This is a genomic window from Macrococcoides caseolyticum, from assembly GCF_002902665.1.
Lineage (GTDB): Bacteria > Bacillota > Bacilli > Staphylococcales > Staphylococcaceae > Macrococcoides > Macrococcoides caseolyticum.
On record NZ_PPRM01000005.1, the window covers coordinates 1 to 20,897 of the forward strand.

The 20,897-nt window shown below is 37.5% G+C and carries 19 protein-coding genes and 1 pseudogene; 17 read left to right on the forward strand and 3 right to left on the reverse strand.

The annotated features are described in order from the left end of the window. From CD152_RS11780 to CD152_RS00945, 10 genes are all read left to right on the forward strand, one after another. On the forward strand, positions 1-486 hold a 486-nt coding region (locus CD152_RS11780; protein WP_169926140.1), incomplete at its 5' end, for a hypothetical protein. Between the two features lie 613 nt (positions 487-1,099). Beyond that, on the forward strand, positions 1,100-1,354 hold the full coding sequence (locus tag CD152_RS00910; RefSeq protein ID WP_103214242.1) for a hypothetical protein: 255 nt from the start codon (positions 1,100-1,102) through the stop codon (positions 1,352-1,354). A gap of 190 nt (positions 1,355-1,544) precedes the next feature. Continuing rightward, positions 1,545-1,691, forward strand: a complete 147-nt coding sequence (locus CD152_RS11785; protein ID WP_157821383.1) for a hypothetical protein — start codon at positions 1,545-1,547, stop codon at positions 1,689-1,691. 380 nt (positions 1,692-2,071) lie between these two features. Beyond that, on the forward strand, positions 2,072-2,368 hold the full coding sequence (locus tag CD152_RS00915) for a YerC/YecD family TrpR-related protein (RefSeq protein WP_086039142.1): 297 nt from the start codon (positions 2,072-2,074) through the stop codon (positions 2,366-2,368). A gap of 89 nt (positions 2,369-2,457) precedes the next feature. Further along, positions 2,458-3,141, forward strand: a complete 684-nt coding sequence (locus CD152_RS00920; protein WP_169926141.1) for a M15 family metallopeptidase — start codon at positions 2,458-2,460, stop codon at positions 3,139-3,141. Positions 3,142-3,152: 11 nt separating this feature from the next. Then, positions 3,153-3,803 carry a M15 family metallopeptidase gene (locus CD152_RS00925; RefSeq protein WP_101037645.1) on the forward strand — a complete coding sequence of 217 codons (651 nt, stop codon included), beginning with the start codon at positions 3,153-3,155 and terminating at the stop codon, positions 3,801-3,803. Between the two features lie 103 nt (positions 3,804-3,906). Beyond that, on the forward strand, positions 3,907-4,593 hold the full coding sequence (gene pcrB, locus CD152_RS00930) for a heptaprenylglyceryl phosphate synthase (RefSeq protein ID WP_012657544.1): 687 nt from the start codon (positions 3,907-3,909) through the stop codon (positions 4,591-4,593). Then, on the forward strand, positions 4,590-6,755 hold the full coding sequence (pcrA, locus tag CD152_RS00935) for a DNA helicase PcrA (protein WP_103214243.1): 2,166 nt from the start codon (positions 4,590-4,592) through the stop codon (positions 6,753-6,755). The genes pcrB and pcrA overlap by 4 nt, the downstream gene beginning before the upstream one ends. Positions 6,756-6,758: 3 nt before the next feature. Beyond that, positions 6,759-8,750 (forward strand): NAD-dependent DNA ligase LigA, encoded by a 1,992-nt coding sequence (gene ligA / locus CD152_RS00940; RefSeq protein ID WP_101037647.1) that lies wholly within the window; start codon positions 6,759-6,761, stop codon positions 8,748-8,750. 12 nt (positions 8,751-8,762) lie between these two features. Then, entirely contained in the window at positions 8,763-9,929 is a 1,167-nt protein-coding gene (locus CD152_RS00945; protein ID WP_101037649.1) for a CamS family sex pheromone protein, read from the forward strand. A gap of 81 nt (positions 9,930-10,010) precedes the next feature. Here the strand turns inward: CD152_RS00945 and putP are convergent. Then, positions 10,011-11,543 (reverse strand): annotated as a pseudogene (gene putP / locus CD152_RS00950) (sodium/proline symporter PutP). A gap of 177 nt (positions 11,544-11,720) precedes the next feature. Between putP and gatC the strand changes: the two are divergent. The 4 genes from gatC to CD152_RS00970 are packed head-to-tail and all read left to right on the forward strand — an operon-like array spanning position 11,721 to position 15,775. Beyond that, on the forward strand, positions 11,721-12,020 hold the full coding sequence (gatC, locus tag CD152_RS00955) for an Asp-tRNA(Asn)/Glu-tRNA(Gln) amidotransferase subunit GatC (protein WP_012657539.1): 300 nt from the start codon (positions 11,721-11,723) through the stop codon (positions 12,018-12,020). Between the two features lies 1 nt (position 12,021). Next, positions 12,022-13,467 carry an Asp-tRNA(Asn)/Glu-tRNA(Gln) amidotransferase subunit GatA gene (gene gatA, locus CD152_RS00960; protein ID WP_101037651.1) on the forward strand — a complete coding sequence of 482 codons (1,446 nt, stop codon included), beginning with the start codon at positions 12,022-12,024 and terminating at the stop codon, positions 13,465-13,467. Positions 13,468-13,480: 13 nt separating this feature from the next. Beyond that, a complete protein-coding gene (gatB, locus tag CD152_RS00965; RefSeq protein ID WP_101037653.1) occupies positions 13,481-14,908 on the forward strand; it encodes an Asp-tRNA(Asn)/Glu-tRNA(Gln) amidotransferase subunit GatB in 1,428 nt (475 codons plus the stop codon). Between the two features lie 57 nt (positions 14,909-14,965). Further along, positions 14,966-15,775, forward strand: a complete 810-nt coding sequence (locus CD152_RS00970; protein WP_101037655.1) for a tyrosine-protein phosphatase — start codon at positions 14,966-14,968, stop codon at positions 15,773-15,775. A 63-nt stretch (positions 15,776-15,838) separates the two neighbouring features. Here CD152_RS00970 and CD152_RS00975 read toward each other — a convergent pair whose 3' ends face one another. Further along, complete coding sequence (locus CD152_RS00975; protein WP_101037657.1) at positions 15,839-16,567, reverse strand: SGNH/GDSL hydrolase family protein; 729 nt, start codon at positions 16,565-16,567, stop codon at positions 15,839-15,841. A 220-nt stretch (positions 16,568-16,787) separates the two neighbouring features. Between CD152_RS00975 and CD152_RS00980 the strand changes: the two genes are divergently transcribed. The 3 genes from CD152_RS00980 (at position 16,788) to CD152_RS00990 (ending at position 19,823) form a co-directional block, all read left to right on the forward strand. Beyond that, entirely contained in the window at positions 16,788-17,309 is a 522-nt protein-coding gene (locus CD152_RS00980) for a GrpB family protein (RefSeq protein ID WP_012657534.1), read from the forward strand. A gap of 100 nt (positions 17,310-17,409) precedes the next feature. Next, on the forward strand, positions 17,410-18,852 hold the full coding sequence (locus tag CD152_RS00985) for a helicase HerA-like domain-containing protein (RefSeq protein ID WP_101037659.1): 1,443 nt from the start codon (positions 17,410-17,412) through the stop codon (positions 18,850-18,852). A gap of 11 nt (positions 18,853-18,863) precedes the next feature. Then, on the forward strand, positions 18,864-19,823 hold the full coding sequence (locus CD152_RS00990) for a diacylglycerol kinase (protein WP_101037661.1): 960 nt from the start codon (positions 18,864-18,866) through the stop codon (positions 19,821-19,823). A 165-nt stretch (positions 19,824-19,988) separates the two neighbouring features. On the opposite strand, the gene CD152_RS00995 is transcribed toward CD152_RS00990, so the two are convergent. After that, a complete protein-coding gene (locus CD152_RS00995; RefSeq protein ID WP_012657531.1) occupies positions 19,989-20,822 on the reverse strand; it encodes a glucose 1-dehydrogenase in 834 nt (277 codons plus the stop codon). Between the last annotated feature and the right edge of the window lie 75 nt (positions 20,823-20,897).

The following is a 20,897-nucleotide window of genomic DNA, read 5'->3' on the forward strand; positions in this document are numbered from 1 at the left end:
TCTGTAAAGAGTTTGGGTTGCAATAGAGATTCAGCATTTATAACCAAATTAACACTTATAGGTCTTGAATTACTAAATAATGATTTTTTTAGTGAAGGGAAATTATTTTTTAGTTTATTACTGGAAAATGATAAGACTTCTAATGAGGATCAAAAAGAAATTACATTATATAATCTTTGGCTATCTCAAAAATTAATGGGAGATCATACTTGTGATTTAGATATCCAGAAACACTTTGATGATAAAAGTGAGATAAATTCACAACAGGAAATGGCAAGAGCAATATTCTTAAATGATTCTAATTATCTTGAAAAAATTGAAGCCTTTTTTGAATTAGTAGAAGTAAAACAAATTATCATTATTTTGCAGTGGCCTATTTTTAAATTAGTAAAACAAAAAGATGATTTTATTGCTTTCCAAGAAAAATATTTATATAATAACTTTGAAGAGGAAAAGGAGAATGATGAAAATGATGACAATGAATGAAGTTGAAAACCAAGAAGTAATGGATGAAATTACTATTAAATAGCATTTATAACCACATTCTTAATTGAGTGTGGTTTTTCTTATATCATTCTACAATACCCCAACAGTATGTTAAAATTATCCATAACGACTATATAAGGTGGTTAGACAATGAAATTGGATAAAGTAATCAATGCACTTATAATTATATTTGTTGGTGTTATACTGCTGCATATACCGAATAATATATTTGATTGGCATATTAAAGCACAAATAAGAACAGTACAAATAAGTATAGCAATAACCATCTTTATACTTTACCTCATTAATATGTACATAGAAAAGAGAGAGCAAAGCCATTAATAGTACATTTTACGAGTGTTGCACTAATCGTTGCTGCATATAAGGAGGGATACAGTGAACTTAGCACTGATATTAATATTCTTTCCCGTACTCATTACAACTTTATTCATGATCACTAAAGATAAGAAAAGCGACAAGCACAAGCAGTAGGTAGCCATTTAATATGGTTATCTCTTTTTTGTAATCTTTACAATTACTTAATATGTAAGAATGAACTGATTATATATAATGATATTGATAATTCACTATACATATTAGGGAGGGATGCTTAATGCTGCAACTGAAAGAGAAACTGCATCAGATATTAAAGTGTATATCGACAGATAGCATGGCAAAGTTAAAAGATATGGATAGAGCGTTACCACTGATTGACCATTTATTATTTCATGGTTTCATTAAAGAATTACAAGATGAATGCCAGGAAAAAAAGTATGAACTTACCGATAAAGGTATAAGAATGTTGAAGAATACAAAAAAAAGCATTTTTAGGTGTCGGAGAAACGCCCTCAGACGCATCGAAACTTGATAAGTAAGGTAGTAGCTCACTAACTGTGCTTAAAATTGCTTGTATAGAAACAAAGATAATAAGATTGAATATTAATATAGATTTATATGAATTAGAAAAATCGATATTAGAAGTAATTAAAAACTCTACCTCACAATATGTGTATATTGGCTTTGCAGATGTTAAATAATTTATTATAGGAGGATAGCACATGAAAGTCACATGCTATGACAAAGACGGAAACGTAATCGATCCAGCACAAGTGAAAGTACCTAAAGAAATTAAGGAGCAGATAAGAAGAATATTCAATGGGAGCAATAATAAAAAAGGACAAAAAAAGGACAACTTTATCAATTAGTCTGATATACCATACTATTTATTTTGAAATATAAAAAGCTCAAAGCATTGATATATAAGGTTTTTAGAAAGTATGAAATAGTTATGAAATTTATTTGTTAACGTGCTGGATTAGAATAATTACACTTTATTAAACCGCTTACAATTGTAGGTGGTTTTTTACTTTAAAGAATTAAAGTTTCGTGGTTTAATAAAGATATATTGAAATACAATAGGATGTACGGCAATGAATAAGGAACTTGGTTATATTAAAGAGTGATTAATTGTATCAAAGGAATCGAAATCAATGATTAGTTTCGGAAATCTAAATATTTTGTCTGTACTTCTATATATTACTAATATAAAATTAAACTATGAAGAGTTTGAAGGGGGCTGAGTATTTTGCAAATTGACAAACTTAGAGGAAAGCAACTGGACGACTTATTTGATGCTATACTGACGCTTGAAACACGTGAAGAATGTTATCTGTTCTTTGATGATTTATGTACAGTGAATGAATTACAGTCGTTATCCCAACGCCTGCTTGTTGCGAAAATGATTAAACAAGGACATACGTATGCTTCTATTGAAAAGGAATCAGGTGCATCTACTGCTACTATTTCACGCGTGAAACGTTCGCTTCAATGGGGGAATGATGCATATACGCTTGTCTTAAATCGATTGGATAAAGAAGAATAACGTAGATAATTAATATTTACAGGTACTGGGTCTTCATTGATTCAGTACTTTTTTTGTCATATAATAGAACGATGAAAAGAGGCGAATCTGTGAGGAAATTATTTGTAATACTGTTGTCAGCAATGCTGCTTACTGCTTGCCAAGAGAGTAAAACACCTGGTGAAATTAAAGACACGACTCAAAGCAATAAAAAAGAAACTTTACAAGTTAAAGAAAAGCAGGAAGCAACGACACATCACAAAGAAATAAAAGATGGAATTACATATATTGATGGGATTCTCATCGTCAATAAAGATATAGGACTTCCAAAAACATATCATCCGGATGTGAGTCAGGTGGCAAATCAACATTTAAATGAATTGATCGCTGCAGGACATGAAGAAGGATTAAACTTCGTACTTCGTAGTGCCTTTAGAAGTTATGAGACGCAAACATCACTATATAACCAGTATGTTACAAGAGATGGACAGAAGAAGGCAGATACCTATAGTGCACGCCCTGGTCATTCTGAACATCAGACAGGACTTGCATTTGATTTAGGTAATATTGAAGGCACTGATGATTTTATGGAATCTTTTGAGGATACAAAAGAAGGTGAATGGCTGAAAAGTCATGCCCATGAATACGGATTCGTCATACGATATCCGAAAGGGAAAACTGACATTACTGGGTACCAGTATGAACCGTGGCATTTAAGATATCTAGGGAAACCTACAGCGGAGAAGGTATATGAAAGTGGCCTCACATTAGAGGAATATCTCGGTTTAAAATAAGGGGTTACAACATGAAGAAATTAATCATCATCATTATTGTGTGTTTGGCTGCCTGTTCGAATGAACCGGTTGTTACACAGAAACATACATATGTAGCACCATCCAAATACGAACGCATAACGCGTAATGGCGTTACATATATTAATGATATACTCATTGTTAATAAGAAGATTGGACTGCCTGCTCATTTTAATCCTGGTGAGAATCGCTACGCGCGTGTGAAGCTGGATCAGATGATCAAAGACGCCAAGAAAGATAAAGAATATCTTGTTGTAAGAAGTGGTTATCGCTCTTATCAGATGCAGGAAAAGCTATATAAAGAATTTAAAGCAATAGATGCGAATGCAGACACTTATAGTGCACGTCCTGGTTATTCTGAACATCAGACAGGTCTCGCCTTTGATATTGGCTCTGTTGAGTCTGCGAAAGATTTAACGATTTCATTTGGTGATACGACTGAAGGAGAATGGCTGGCACAAAATGCACATAAATATGGATTTATCATCAGATATCCTGAAGGTAAGTCAAATATTACAGGGTATCAGTATGAGTCATGGCACGTGCGATATGTTGGTACAAAGATTGCAAAAGATATATTTGCTAAGAACATAACACTTGAAGAATATCTTGGATTATATCCGAAAGATCAGACAGGACAATAATAGAGAGCATGAGAAGAAATTGTAAAATCTCATCCTCTCTTTTTTAATGTTATGAATGATAAATGATATAATATACAATATTAATATTTAAAGGAGAGACATTATGTACGAAGTGAAAGATTGGCAACATGTATTTAAGTTAGATCCGGCGAAAGAAATTAGCGATGCACACCTGGAGCTTATTTGTGAGTCAGGAACAGATGCCATCTTTGTCGGTGGATCTGATAATGTAACGGTAGATAATGTACTCGATTTAATGAGCCGTGTAAGAAGATATCCAGTCCCTTGCGTACTAGAATTATCGACTTTGGAAAGTGCGATGCCAGGTTTTGATCATTACATGATTCCTTCAGTGCTTAACAGTTCGAATGTAGCGTATCATAATGGAATACTGCACGAAGCAATTAAACAGTTCGGCCATATGATGGATTATGACCTGTTTACATTAGAAGGTTATATTGTACTGAACCAAGAGAGCAAGGTTGCACAACTGACAAAGGCGAAAACCGATTTATCAGTTGAAGATATTGCAGCATACGCTGAGATGATCGAGGAAGTATATAAGCTAAAGACAATGTATATAGAATATAGCGGAACCTATGGTGATGTGGAAATGGTTAAAGCTGCAAAACGAAAACTGAAATCTACGCGTCTGATATATGGTGGAGGTATTGATTCACGTGCACGTGCACAAGAGATGCGTGAAGTCGCAGATACAATTGTCGTTGGCAACGTGATCTACACAGATATTGAAGCAGCATTACAAACAGTAAAGGTAGGATTATCATGAACGAATTATTAAAACATATGAATGAAGAACAGCGCCAGGCAGTGATGACGACTGAAGGACCACTCCTTATTATGGCAGGAGCAGGTTCTGGTAAGACACGTGTGCTCACACATCGTATCGCGTATCTAATTGACGAGAAAGATGTTTCACCTTATAAGATTCTGGCAATTACTTTTACGAATAAGGCAGCAAAAGAAATGAAAGAACGTGTCAAGAAGATTATCGGTGACGAGAGTGATGTTATCTGGATATCAACGTTCCATTCGATGTGTGTGCGTATATTGAGACGCGACATTGACCGTATCGGTATTGAACGAAACTTTACGATATTAGACCCTACAGATCAGCGCTCTGTAGTTAAAGATATATTAAAGCGTGAGAATATCGATCCGAAGAAGTATGATCCGCGTATGTTTGTCGCAGAAATTTCGAACTTAAAGAATGAAATGAAATCGCCTGATGATGCGATTGAAGCAGAGAGTGACTTTATGGGTATGATGATCAGCAAAGTCTATGCGGAATATCAAAGAGTACTGCTTAAGAATCATGCACTGGACTTTGATGACCTTATTATGACGACGATTCAATTGTTTGAACGTGTACCGGAAGTTCTGGACTATTATCAGTCGAAATTTCAGTACATTCATGTCGACGAGTATCAGGATACAAACAGAGCGCAATATCTTCTTGTGAAGATGCTTGCAGATAAGTTTAAGAATATTTGCGTCGTGGGTGATTCGGATCAATCAATATATGGCTGGCGTGGTGCAGATATTTATAACATCTTAAGCTTCGAAGATGATTATAAAGAGGCTAAGACAATCTTTTTAGAACGTAATTATCGCTCGACGAAAAATATTCTGTTTGCCGCAAATGAGGTGATCAAAAATAATACAGAACGTAAACCGAAAGCGCTTTGGACAGACAATGACCACGGTTCTAAGATCAACTACTATAAAGCGATGTCAGAACGTGCAGAAGCGGAGTATATCGTTGCAGAAATATTGAAGAAAAAGCGTGAAAACTATGCGCTTAGTGATATGGCAATACTATATCGAACGAATGCACAGTCTCGTGTTATCGAGGAAACGCTGATGAAATCAAACATCAGCTATACGATGGTCGGAGGCACAAAGTTCTATGACAGAAAAGAAATTAAAGACCTGCTTAGTTATCTTCGCCTTGTTGCTAATAGCAACGAAGACATCAGTTTTACCCGAATTATCAATACACCAAAGCGTGGTATAGGACCAGGTGCGCTAGATAAGATTATCACTTATGCAGAGCATAATGGTCTGAGTTACTTTGATGCATTAGCCGAAGTAGATTTTATCGGGCTGCCGAAGAAGACGACAGAGAAACTTGTTGAATTCTATACAATGATGGACAATTTAATGAAGCAGCAGGAATTCTTATCTATTACGGAATTAACCCAGATGCTGCTCGATAAATCTGGTTATATGAAGATGCTTGAAGCAGAGAATACTTTAGAATCACAGTCACGTATCGAGAACATTCAGGAGTTTATGAATGTACCAAAAGATTATGAAAAGGACACGCCGGTTGAAGAACAGTCGTTAATTAATTTCCTGACAGACTTACAGCTCGTGGCAGATGTTGACAATGCGGATCTGGAAGCGGGAGTTACGCTGATGACGATGCACTCAGCAAAGGGCTTAGAATTTAAAGTCGTCTTTATTGCGGGTCTTGAAGAGTCGATATTCCCGCATAGCCGTAGCTTGAATAGTGATAGCGAGATGGAAGAGGAACGTCGCTTAATGTACGTTGCCATTACAAGGGCAGAAGAACATCTTTATTTATCTCATGCTGAGATGCGTAACTTATTCGGCCGAACACAAGCGAATAAGAAGTCAAGATTTATCTCTGAAATTCCTGAAGATATTCTAGATGTACCGGTAGCAAGAAAGATTCCGGCCGGCGTTAAACGTGGACCAGCACGCAGAATGACGCAAGCTTCTTCTGCTGCGCAAGCTCAAGCTACTTATAAAGTCGGTGACAAAGTAATGCATAAGGCATGGGGAGAAGGATTGATCAGCAATGTGACGGATAAGGGTGGTTCTACTGAACTGGATATCATCTTTAAATCTGTAGGAATGAAGCGACTGTTAAGCCAGTTTGCCCCAATTGAAAAGAAGGAGTAATGTATGAATATTGAACAGAGAGTAACAGAACTGCATCAGTTGCTGCACCAGTATAACTATGAATACCACGTACAGGACAATCCATCTGTACCTGATAGTGAATACGATAAGTTGCTGCACGAACTGATTGATATTGAACGTGAGCACCCGGAACTAAAGACGGATGATTCTCCGACTGTGCGTGTAGGTGGGACACCAGTCTCTGCTTTTGAGAAAGTTGATCATGATACACCAATGCTCAGTCTTGGCAACGCCTTCAGCGAAGAAGATTTGTTGGCATTTGACAAGCGTGTTAAAGCTGAAGTCGGCGAAGTGGAATATATGGTTGAATTGAAAATTGATGGTCTTGCAGTATCGCTGAAGTATGTGGACGGTGTATTCGTTCAAGGATTGACACGTGGTGACGGCACAACGGGTGAGAACATCACGCAGAATTTAAAGACCATTCATGCGATACCGCTGACATTATCTGTACCGCTCACTTTTGAAGTACGTGGTGAAGCTTATATGCCTAGAAAGTCGTTTCTTGCGCTTAATGCATATCGGGAAAAGGTTGGAGAACAGCTAGCTGCAAATCCACGAAACGCTGCAGCAGGTTCATTAAGACAGCTGGACTCGAAGCTTACTGCGAAACGTAAGTTAGACATCTTCCTATACAGTGTGAATGATTTAAGAGAGCTTAATGCGCAGAGTCAAAGTGAAGCGTTAGACAAGTTAGATGAAATCGGCTTTAAAACGAATCATGAACGAAAGCTTTGTCGTAATATGGAAGAAGTGTTCGAGTATATTAAATACTGGACAGAAAAGCGTAATGATCTAGCCTATGACATTGATGGTATCGTCATTAAGGTAAACGATTTAAGTAAGCAGGACGAACTTGGATTTACTGCAAAGAGTCCAAAGTGGGCGATTGCCTATAAGTTTCCTGCTGAAGAAGTCATTACGACATTAAATGATATCGAGCTGTCTATCGGACGTACTGGTGTTGTAACACCGACTGCAATTTTAGAGCCGGTGAAAGTAGCGGGTACTACTGTAGGACGTGCTTCACTGCATAATGAAGATTTAATTCGTGAAAAGGATATACGCATCGGTGATTCGGTCGTTATAAGAAAAGCAGGAGAGATTATCCCTGAGGTGGTGCGCGTCGTATTAGACAGAAGACCAGAAGGTACTAAACCGTACCATATGCCTGAAATTTGTCCGTCATGTGGTCATGAACTCGTACGCATAGAAGGGGAAGTCGCATTGCGTTGCATCAATCCGAAATGCGATGCGAAACTAGTAGAAGGTGTTATCCATTTCGTCTCCAGAACAGCGATGAACATTGATGGTTTAGGGGAACGCATCGTCGAAGTCTTATACAATGAAGATATTATAAATGACGTTGCAGATCTATATACATTAGAACGTGAGCGACTATTAACTTTAGAACGTATGGGAGAGAAGAAAGTCGATAAATTACTGGCAGCGATAGAAGCTTCTAAGACCAATTCGCTGGAACGTTTACTCTTTGGATTAGGCATCAGACATTTAGGTGCAAAGGCGAGTATGGTGCTTGCACGAGAATTTGGAACGATGGACAATCTAAAGAATGCCACAGTTGAAACATTGACACAAATTGATGATATCGGTGAGAAAATGGCTCAGTCTTTAGTCACTTACTTGCACAATGAAGATATTATTAACCTGCTTGAAAAATTAGAACAATACGGTGTAAATATGCGCTATACTGGGTTTACGAAAGACGATATCGAAATTCATCCGGTATTCGGCGAGAAGACAATTGTTTTAACAGGTAAACTCACTATCATGTCTCGTAGCGAAGCAACGAAAGCATTAACGAACCTTGGTGCAAAGGTGACAAGTTCTGTAACAAAGAAGACAGATATTGTTATTGCAGGTAGTGATGCTGGCAGTAAGAAGGAAAAAGCAGATTCACTCGGAATTCCTGTATGGACGGAACAAATGATGGTTGATGCATTACGAAATTAAGAGGGGAAATCTATGAAACGACTAGGGATATTAATGTTGTCTACAATTATTCTGGCAAGCTGTTCAAATGGTACACCAGAAAGTAACAACAAAGAGAAGGATAAACAAATTTCAACAGATGTACAGATATCGAATGATTATTATAGAACGTTGTTACCATTCAAAGAGAGCCAGGCACGAGGACTTACAAGTTCGAATATGGCAAGCAGCTACAATGGCGAAGCGTTTGAGGACGGTTTGCTGAATATCAGTAAGAAAGTGTACGCACCAGATAAATATTTATATCGTGATGGGCAATTGTTATCGAAAAGTACTGTTGAGAGCTACCTTGAACCAGAATATACAAAGCAGGAAATCGATAATATGGATAAAGACGAGCGAATCGAAAAAAACGCTTATGCCAATTTCGGTCTCAACCCGTCACACAAAGGAGAAACAGATGAGGAAAAAATTGCCCGACAATCTCCAGCGTATTTGTCGCATCTATTAGAACAGGATTTCTATACTGAAGAAGATGCAAAAAAACAGAAACTTTCAGGTATGACAATCGGTCTTGCAATGAATAGTGTGTACTATTATCAAAAAGAAGAGTTTGGAACTACTTATAGTGTGAAACTCGATAAAAAAGAAATTGAGAAACAAGCTAAGCAGATGTCTGATGAAATACTTTCTAGATTACGTGTAAAGCAGGAGCTGAAAAATATTCCGATCACATTTGCTGTGTTTGTACAGTCATCGGCTGAAAGTATTACGCCCGGATCATTTACTTCATATGGCACGAGTAAAGCTGGAAGCAATAAGATTGATGATTGGAAGAAGATAAATGAAGATTACATCTTAGTGCCGTCGGAAGAAGCGGGAGAACTGGATGAAAAACTAAATAACGGATTTAAGCAGTTTAACGATCAGCTACAGAACTACTTCCCTAACTTTACACAGGCGATTGGGACAGGTTATTTCGTCGATGATAAGGTACAGTCATTGAAAATTAATGTACCATTAGATTACTATGGGAAAGCAGAAGTTATCGGTGTGACCCAATATATTGCAGACTTATCAATGAAAAGCTTTGCGCACGTCGATCGCTTTGAAATCTCCATCGTAGATAACAACAGACCTCGGGCATTAATAGTGAAAGAAAAAGGTGATAAAGCACCTTATATTCATGTATATGAATAGCAAAGTGTTTAATCTGCACATATAAACACGTAACTTTGCAGAAAGAGTAAAAGGTCGAGACACGTTGTCTCGACCTTTTCATTATGAATTCACAATTCGTTTCATTTCATCGAACTCGTCAATAATACGTTGTTCAGGTTTTGGGGTAATCATACTCACAAGTACAGTTGACACCAAACTGATAAAGAACCCTGGAACGATTTCATATAACTCAAAGATGCCACCGTGTGATTTCATCACAATCCAGAAGATTACTGTGATTGATCCGAGTACCATACCTGTAATTGCACCATGCTTCGTTAAACCTTTCCAGTAAAGTGATAACAATACGAGCGGTCCGAATGCCGCACCAAATCCTGCTCATGCGTTACCAACTAAGTTTAAGATTGTATCATTTGGGCTCCATGCGATTGCCATTGAAACAATTGCAACGAGTAATACTGATAGGCGTCCAATCATAACGAACTCTTTCTCACGACTCGTATCCTGAATGCTTGTTTTACGTAACAACATATAGAAATCTTGTGTTAATGCACTACTTGTAACGAGTAGCTGTGAAGAAATCGTACTCATAATAGCCGCTAAAATCGCTGCCAGGAAGAATCCAGCAATTAATGGATGGAAGAGCACTTGACTCATCATTACGAAGATTGTTTCAGCGTTGTCTAACTTAGCACCTGATTTATTGACAAATGCAATACCAACAAGTCCTGTAACACATGCACCAATTAACGATATAGCCATCCATGAAATACCGATACGACGTGCTGCCGGTAATTGTTTATGAGACTTAATTGACATAAAACGCACGATAACATGAGGTTGTCCAAAGTATCCTAATCCCCATGCAAGCAATGAAATAATACCGATCGTTGTCGTACCTTTAAAGAAATCTAAGTTTGTTGGTTTAAGCTCTACAACTGTATCAAACGCTTCCATACCGTTTAATTTCATCAATGCGACGATTGGTACTAACACTAATGCAATTAACATGATAACCCCCTGGAAGAAGTCTGTCAGTGACACTGCAAGATATCCGCCGAACAATGTATAGATAATTACGATACTGGCAGTCAGTACTAGACCGTAATGGTAGTTTAATCCGAAGGCACTTTCGAATAATACTCCACCTGATACCATTCCGGCATGCGTATATAATGTGAAGAAAACAACGATAACAAGTCCTGAAATAATCTTTAATATACGCGTATGATCACTTACACGTTTTTCGAAGAAGTCCGGAATTGTAATTGCATTATCTGCAAGCTCCGTATATACACGTAATCTCGGTGCAACTAGGATATAGTTTAACCAAGCCCCTATCGTTAATCCGATTGCAATCCAGGTTGCAGAGAGTCCTGTAGAGTATACTGAACCTGGTAATCCCATCAGCATCCATCCGCTCATATCAGCTGCTCCAGCAGAAAGTGCTGTTACTAATGGTCCGAGGTTACGACCACCAAGCATGTATTCATCTAATGTGCTTGTTGATTGTTTATATGCATAATAACCGATACCTAACAGAATTAAGAAATATACTGCAATCATGACATATGTCATCCAGGTTGTTTCAATTTTTACGTTTTGAAAAGTATGACCTAATATCAAACCCATTTGTTTATCCTCCTTTATTTTTACAATTAGCACTGAATTATATTGTACTAGAGTAACAATATATCTATTATAATGGGGATTTAAGCGTTTTCATAGAATTATTTTTAGTAAGCTTAGATTTTTTCGCTAAAATTTGATAAAATTTAAAGATGTTATATGCACATAAGGAGGACTCACATGTCAAAGATTACAAATGAGCAGGTTAAACACGTTGCACATTTAGCACGTTTAGAAATTACTGAAGAAGAAGCAACGAAATTCAGTGCACAGCTTGAAGCAATTCTTAACTTTGCTGATCAATTAGAAGAAGTTGATACAGAAGGTGTAGAACCAACATTCCACGTATTAGACTTACAAAATGTATTACGTGAAGATGTAGCAGAGACGAGCTTAACACAAGAAGAAATCTTAAAGAATGCGGCACATACAGAAGATGGTCAGTTCAAAGTGCCATCGATTTTAGGCGGAGGAGAATAATATGTCATTAAGATACGAATCAATCGAAAGCTTATCACAAATGATTCAGAACAAAACGATTAAACCTTCTGAATTAATTGAAGATACTTTTGTGAACATCGAAAAAGATGATACAGTCATCAATTCATTTTTAGCTTTAGATAAAGAAGCTGCATTAGAGAAAGCAAAGACTATGGATAACGAAACGCCATCAGGTAAATTATTCGGTATTCCGATGGGAATTAAAGATAATATCGTAACGAAAGACGTTGAAACAACTTGTGCGTCTAAAATTTTAGAAGGCTTTAATTCTGTATATGACGCGACTGTTATGAATAAATTAAATGCAGAAAACGGTATTCTTGTGGGTAAACTAAACATGGATGAGTTTGCGATGGGTGGCTCAACTGAAAACTCATTCTACAAGAAAACGGTGAATCCATTTGACCATAAAGCGGTTCCAGGGGGATCATCTGGTGGTTCTGCAGCTGCAGTTGCTGCAAGTTTAGTACCTTTCTCACTCGGTAGTGACACTGGTGGTTCTATTCGTCAGCCAGCATCATACTGTGGTGTAGTAGGGATGAAGCCAACTTACGGCCGTGTATCACGTTTCGGTTTAGTTGCATTTGCATCGTCACTTGATCAAATTGGACCGATTACCCGTAACGTTAAAGATAATGCGACGGTATTAGAAGTGATTTCAGGACTAGATCCACATGATTCCACAAGTGCACCAGTCGATAATGTAGATTTTACATCTCAAATCGATAAGGATATTAAAGGACTTCGCGTAGCAGTTCCAAAAGAATATTTAGGCGAAGGTGTATCTGAAGAAGTTAAGGCAAGTGTACAGGCAGCGATTAAAGCATTAGAGAAGATGGGTGCGACTGTAGAAGAAGTATCTCTTCCAAATTCTAAATATGGTGTTGCGACGTATTATATTCTTTCTTCAAGTGAAGCGAGTGCGAACTTAGCGCGCTTTGACGGTATTCGTTACGGTTACCAGGCAGAAGGTGCACAAAACTTAGAAGAACTTTATAAGAAGACACGTCAGGAAGGCTTCGGTGATGAAGTTAAACGTCGTATTATGCTTGGAACATATGCATTAAGCTCTGGTTATTACGATGCATATTACAAAAAAGCCCAAAAAGTTCGTACATTAATTAAACAGGACTTCGAACGCGTATTTGAAAACTACGACATTATCGTAGGACCAACTGCACCAACAACAGCATTTGATATCGGTGCTCAAATTAACGACCCATTAACAATGTATGCGAATGACATCTTAACAATTCCAATCAACTTAGCAGGATTACCATCGATGTCTATTCCATGTGGAGAGTCAAACGGTCGTCCAATCGGTTTACAGTTAATCGGTAAACCATTCGACGAGAAAACTTTATACAACGTTGCATATAACTATGAACAAATCTTTAACATGCACGAACGTTATCAATCATTATAAGGAGACTTAAACTATGCATTTTGAAACAGTAATCGGACTTGAAGTCCACGTAGAATTAAAGACAGAATCTAAAATGTTCTCAGCTTCTCCTGCACATTTTGGCGCAGAGCCAAACACAAATGTTAACGTTGTAGATCTTGGTTATCCTGGTGTATTACCAGTTGTAAACAAGACTGCCGTTGATTGGGCAATGCGTGCAGCGATGGCACTGAATATGGATATTCGAACTGAAACGAAGTTTGACCGTAAAAACTACTTTTATCCGGATAACCCGAAAGCTTACCAAATTTCTCAGTTTGATGAGCCGATTGGTGAGAATGGTTATATCGATATTGAAGTGAACGGAGAAACGAAACGTATCGGTATCACACGTCTGCATATGGAAGAAGATGCTGGGAAATTAACACATAAAGATGGTTATTCATTAGTGGACTTAAACCGTCAAGGTACGCCGCTCGTTGAGATTGTATCCGAGCCCGATATTCGTACACCTGAAGAAGCGTATGCGTATCTAGAGAAATTAAAAGCAATCATTCAGTACACAGGTGTATCGGATGTACGTATGGAAGAAGGATCACTGCGTTGTGATGCTAATATTTCATTGCGCCCTGTAGGACAGGAAAAATTCGGTACGAAAGCAGAACTTAAAAACTTAAACTCTTTCTCATTCGTTAAGAAAGGTTTAGAACATGAAGTTAAACGCCAGGAAGAAGTATTATTAAATGGCGGAGAAATCTTACAGGAGACACGTCGTTTCGACGAGTCGACAGGTAAGACAATTCTTATGCGTGTTAAAGAAGGTTCTGACGATTATAGATACTTCCCGGAACCAGACTTAGTACCGTTATATATCGACGAAGCATGGAAAGAACGTGTGCGTGCATCAATCCCTGAGCTTCCGGATGCACGTAAAGCGAAGTATGTATCAGAGTATGGATTACCTGAATACGATGCGCACGTATTAACGTTAACGAAAGAAATGTCTGATTTCTTCGAAGCAATGATTGCACTAGATGCAGATGCAAAACTTTCATCAAACTGGTTAATGGGCGGCGTAAACGAATACTTAAACAAGAACCAGAAGGAATTACATGAAACTGCATTGACGCCTGAGAACTTAAGTGAAATGGTTAAGTTGCTTGCAGATGGCACAATCTCTTCTAAAATTGCGAAAAAAGTATTTGCTGAAACAGTAGAAACAGGTAAAGCGCCGAAAGTAATTATGGAAGAACAAGGTCTTGTTCAAATTTCTGATCCAGAACAACTTAAAGCATTCGTCACTGAAGCATTAGATAATAATCCTCAATCTATTGAAGATTTCAAGAACGGTAAAGGTAAAGCAACAGGATTCTTAGTAGGTCAGATTATGAAGATTTCTAAAGGACAGGCGAACCCACAGCTTGTTAATAAAATTTTGCGTGAAGAATTAGAGAAAAGATAAATAAAACAGGAGTCTGGATGAGCATTCAGGCTCTTTGTTCTATAAAGAGGTGAGTACATGATAGATATCCATAACCATATATTGTACGGGGTCGATGATGGTGCACAGACAGAAGCAGAGACCCTTGATATGGCACGACAAGCCATGGCAGAAGGTATTACAGATATTATTGCAACACCACATCATAAGATTCAGTTATATGACAATTTTGGTCCGAAGATTAAAGAATTAACAGACAAGGTAAATCATCTCATTAAAGAGAATAATATTACTCTTAATGTACATGCAAGTCAGGAAATTAGAATATATGGGGATGTTATTACTGACTTAAAAAGCGGTAAAGCATTACCGCTTGCAGGACCTTACGTACTAATAGAATTCCCATCTAATGAAGTGCCGATTTATACAGAGCAGCTGTTTACACAACTTGCAATGGAAGGGTATGTTCCAATCATCGCTCATCCAGAACGCAATACTGAGCTTCAGAAAAACCCGAAGAAACTCGCTGAACTGATTGAACTCGGAGCGCTTGCACAAGTTACAGCTGGGGTAGTTGTCGGTAATTTAGGTCATCATGCACAATCTGTTGCAGAACTTATGATTGAACATCAATTGATTCATTTCGTCGCAAGTGATGCACACAATGTAAATAACCGTAATTTCCATATGAAAGCAGCATACGAAATGATCGAGAATAAGTTTAGCAGTGAAGTAGCTGATCGTTTCAAAGATAATGCGAAGAAAGTACTGCTTGGTGAACAAATACCATATTTAAGCCCAAAAGAAATCATTAAGACTGAGAATTCATCAGATAGACAAGCAAAGAAGAAGAAAGAAAAGAAAAAGAAATTTCTAGGTTTATTTTAAATTGACATAAGTGCAAAGTGATAAGTTCATAAATAAGACTATCGAGACAAAGTCCCGATAGTCTTATTTTAATATTTCATCTGTAATAGCTTTACTCCAGTTCGTCACGCCATCTTTCGTAAGAAGTTCTGTATCATTGTCATATTTATCTTTGACAGCTTCACTTACTGGAATGAAAAACACGTCCTGGTTTTGCAGAAAGTTTGCTTCTTCTTGCTGGTAAGTATTAAATTCATCATCATTCATCCTGCGTGTACCAGTAACATAAATTTTTCGGTTTTCATTTTTTATGTTATTAATGATTGCTTCAAGATTATTCAAGTGCTCTTCGATAGTTACGCCCTCGATATAGTCATTAAGTGTAAGCGCATCTAAAATAACGACATCTGGATTTTCTTTATTAATATCATCGCTGTTTAGTGTGTTAGAACTAGCATCGACATCAACAATATTATAATTTACATCTTCTTGTAAATTTGAAATAAATGTATTTGCGACATTTGTGTCTTTATTTGATGTTTGGTACGGTGTGCTTACAAATGTCAGCTGCACCCTTTTATTATCTTTCTTTTGTTCTTCATAAATCTTTTGTATAGCAGGTTCTTTGAAGACGTGTGGTAAAGATATCTTGTCTTTTTCTGATGTTTGTTCTTCTGGTTGATCAGTAGAGCTTTTTAACTGGGCTTCCTTCGTTTCTCCGCCTTCAGTCACCTTGTCTTGCCAGTATTTATAGCCTGCACCAATCAGCAGGATCGCTGCTAGTATATATATCCAGAATAATATATTTTTCATTAATTAAACCTCCAGTTTCATAGATATTATTATTTTATCAAATAACAATTATAAATAATATATGACGATGCGTACTATTTTTATTAAGAATGGGTATATGAATAAATATTTTATTATTCTAAATATTATTAATATTCATAGATATATTACATTTAATATGATAAACTACTTTAAAATTAGCGCGAAATACGAAGTAACTTGCTAGGGATGGAGGAATTCTATGCTGGATTATAAATTATATAGTGATCTTGACTATCATCAAATATATATCAATGCTTCTAAGGAACTGATAGAAGTCTTTCGTAATGAAATTGTTGAATTACATCACATTGGTAGTACTTCTATTGAAGGTGTAAGTGTCATACCATCAGTAGAAATATTACCGGTAGTCAAGGACTTAAACAAGCTTGATGGTTATGTCGCTCATATGGAACGAATAGGCTATTCATTAGCTCAAACCTCACTAGATGGGAATAATAAGTATCTATTGTTTACTGCACATAAGAACGATATAGAGATATGTGTGCTTATTATTGAACGTACAGACTGCGATAGTCTTGAGAGGAAACTTGCGGTAAGAGATTATTTAAGGACACATCATGAAGAGCGTACTGCATACAAGCTGTTTAAGCAGGAGTTGAATCGCTTAACACAAGTATCTCAAGAATTGCAACGTGCTGAAGATGAATATTTAAAAGAGATTGAAGCAAAAGCGATATACTGGTATCGATTAAATAATTAAGAGGAGTGGTTTCCACCCTCTTTTTTTTGTGTCAAAATTGCATATTCGTGCTGTTCATGTAAAATAAAAGTATTCGATAATACAAAATGAGGGGTAACAAATGACGAATAATATAAAGATAGCTAAAGCAGCTGATCATAATATATATTTAAATCTTCCTATGGCAAACCGTCATGGTTTGATAGCAGGTGCAACAGGTACGGGTAAGACTGTCACACTAAAAGTTATGGCTGAACAGTTTTCTAAAGCTGGAGTGCCTGTGTTCCTGGCTGATATTAAGGGGGATCTGGCAAGTATTGCAGAAGCGATGACGATTAATGATAAGATTCAACAACGATTAACCGACTTACAGATTGATGATTATACACCTCAAACGTTTCCTGTAAGGTTATGGGATATATTTGGAGAACAAGGCACACCTGTCAGAGCGACAATTACGGATATGGGGCCGATGCTTTTAAGTCGTCTGCTAGAGCTGAATGATACACAGTCTGGCATATTAGATATTGCGTTTAAAATCAGTGATGAACAAGGCCTGCTTCTACTGGACCTGAAAGATCTACAAGCATTATTAAAGGAAATGTCTGAAAATACGACCGAATATAGTGGTGTCTACGGTAATATCACGAAGCAATCGATAGGGACAATTCAACGTAAGTTATTATCATTAGAAACACAAGGTGCTGATCAATTTTTCGGGGAGCCGGCATTAAAGTTATCAGACTTTATGGAAACGACAGAAGATAAGGGTGTCATCAACATCCTGATGGCCAACAATTTATATACAAAACCAGTATTGTACTCTACATTTCTGCTTTGGTTATTAACTGAACTTTTTGAGACGTTACCGGAAGTCGGAGACATGGAACAACCGAAGCTTGTATTCTTTTTCGATGAAGCACATTTACTGTTTAAAGATGCACCAAAGTCGTTTGTGACACAGGTGGAGCAAGTAGTACGTCTTGTTCGCTCTAAAGGTGTAGGAGTATATTTCATTACTCAAAATCCTATCGATTTACCAGACGAAATATTAGGTCAGCTTGGAAACCGTGTTCAACATGCTTTACGCTCATTTACACCACGTGATCAAAAAGCTGTTGCCAGTGCAGCTGAAACGTTCCGACAAAACCCTGAAATTGATGTCGCATCGGTTATTGGAGAACTGAAGACAGGTGAAGCACTCATTTCCTGTTTGAATGAAGATGGCCAACCTAATATTGTGGAACGTGCATTTATCCGTCCGCCTGAAAGTAAGATTGGCGTGATTAACGAACAAGTGAAATTAGAAGTAATTGAAGCAAACCCGTATCATGCACAGTATAATGAAACGGTTGATCGCGAGAGTGCATATGAACTGCTGCAGAAGAAAGTAACAGCACCGAAAGCAAAAACACAAACTAAAGCAGCAAAAGCTGAAAAAGCAGCGCCTAAAAGAAAGCAGAAATCTGAATTCGAAAAGATTGCTTCAAGCGTACTTACAAGTGTGGGAAGACAAATTGGGCGTGAAATTGTAAGGAACATATTTGGAACAAGAAGACGTTAGGAGGAGTGTACGTGAGAAAACGTGCCAGAATTATCTATAATCCAACATCCGGTAGAGAGCTATTCAAGAGAGCATTACCCGATGTATTAATTAAGTTAGAAGATGCAGGATATGAAACAAGCGCTTATGCAACAAAATGTGCAGGTGATGCAACAGCTGCTGCAGAACGTGCAGTGGAAGATAAGTTTGACTTGGTAATTGCAGCGGGTGGAGACGGTACGATTAATGAGGTGATTAACGGTATCGCAGAAAAAGACTATCGACCAGACATCGGTATTATACCGATGGGAACCGTAAATGACTTTGGTCGTGCGCTACTCATTCCGAAAGATATCGATGAAGCAGTTGATGTGATTGTCAGTGGACAGAAGGTGTCAGTAGATGTCGGTAAGATGAATAACCGCTATTTTATCAATATTGCTGGAGGTGGGAAGATTACGGAAGTGAGCTATGAGGCACCGAGCCGACTGAAGACAGTACTGGGACCGCTTGCTTACTACGTTAAAGGATTAGAGATGCTCCCGGAAATTAAAGCGAGTGATGTACGTATCGAATATGATGGTGAAGTATTCAGTGGAGAAGTAATGATGTTTCTGATAGGTCTTACGAATTCGGTAGGTGGCTTTGAGAAGCTCGTGCCGGATGCATCGATTAATGATGGCTACTTTACTTTATTAATATTAGAAAAGGTAAACTTTGCGGAGTTCGGACATATATTTACGCTTGCTTCAAGAGGCGAACATATTAAGCATCCTAAAGTGCGTTATGTTAAGGCTAAAGACATAAAAGTATCTTCATTTGATAAGGTGCAGTTAAATGTCGATGGCGAATTTGGAGGTATGTTACCTGCTCACTTTATTAACCTTGAACGTCATATTAATGTCTTTAGTTTATTAGAACAGCTGAATACAGAGAAGAAGATTGAGATAGAAGAAGAATATCGTGAAATGACGAAAGTAGTACGTGATTAAAATGGAGAGGCTGGAACAGAAGTGTTCTGCCACAAGCAAAAACCAGACAAAACTAATAAATCGCTTTTGATTTAAAGTTTTTGTCCGGTTTTTGCTTGTGGCAACTTTTGTTCCACCGTTTAGATAGTTATCGATATAGGACTAAATATTATCTTGTAATCATTTTTATTTTGGCTTCACATTAATCTCATCAGTAAATTCATCGAGCAATGCATCATGTTCAAAGTTTCGATGAGATGGATATAGGCTCAGACCACCATCCGCTACAATCGTCTGTCCGGTAATATACTTACTTTCCTTACTTGCTAGAAATGCAGCAACACTTGCGATTTCTTCAGGTTCTGCAACATATCCCATCGGTACAAATAGATCCGCATCTTTCTTATCTTGTTCCGTCTTGAAATTCTCTGCGTTGATTGGTGTATTGATGCTTCCAGGTGCAATATTATTAACGCGGATTTGTACACGTGCATATTCTAGAGCGAGACTTTGAGTGAGTAATTTTACTCCGCCTTTACTTGCACAATAATGTGCATAATGTGGCCACGGTATAATTTCATGGACACTTGATATATTGATGATTGTACCTTTATACTTATTTTCCATAAAGTGACGTAAGGCTAATTGACACCCGATGAAGGTTCCACGTAAATTCACATCGATTACTTTATCGAATGTTTCTATCGACATTGTATGACTTGGAACGTCGGACTGGATGCCTGCGTTATTAACGAAAATATGAAATTCACCGAAGTGTTTGATCGTCTCCTGGACGAGATGTTCCATATCATTCTTACTGGTTGTGTCTCCTTGGATCATCAGTGCCTCAACACCGTATGATTGAATAGCTTCGATTAATGCTTGTGCTTCACCTTCTCTCGAATGATAATTGATAACAACATTGACGCCTTCTTGTGCGTAACGTAAAGCTGTAGCGCGTCCTATACCTGATGCACCGCCAGTGATTATTGCGACTTTACCTTTTAGGTCAAGATACATAGCAAAACTCCTTCAAATATGATGGTTTATATTACCCTCATTATGTTATATATAACCTTTTACGTATATCAAACT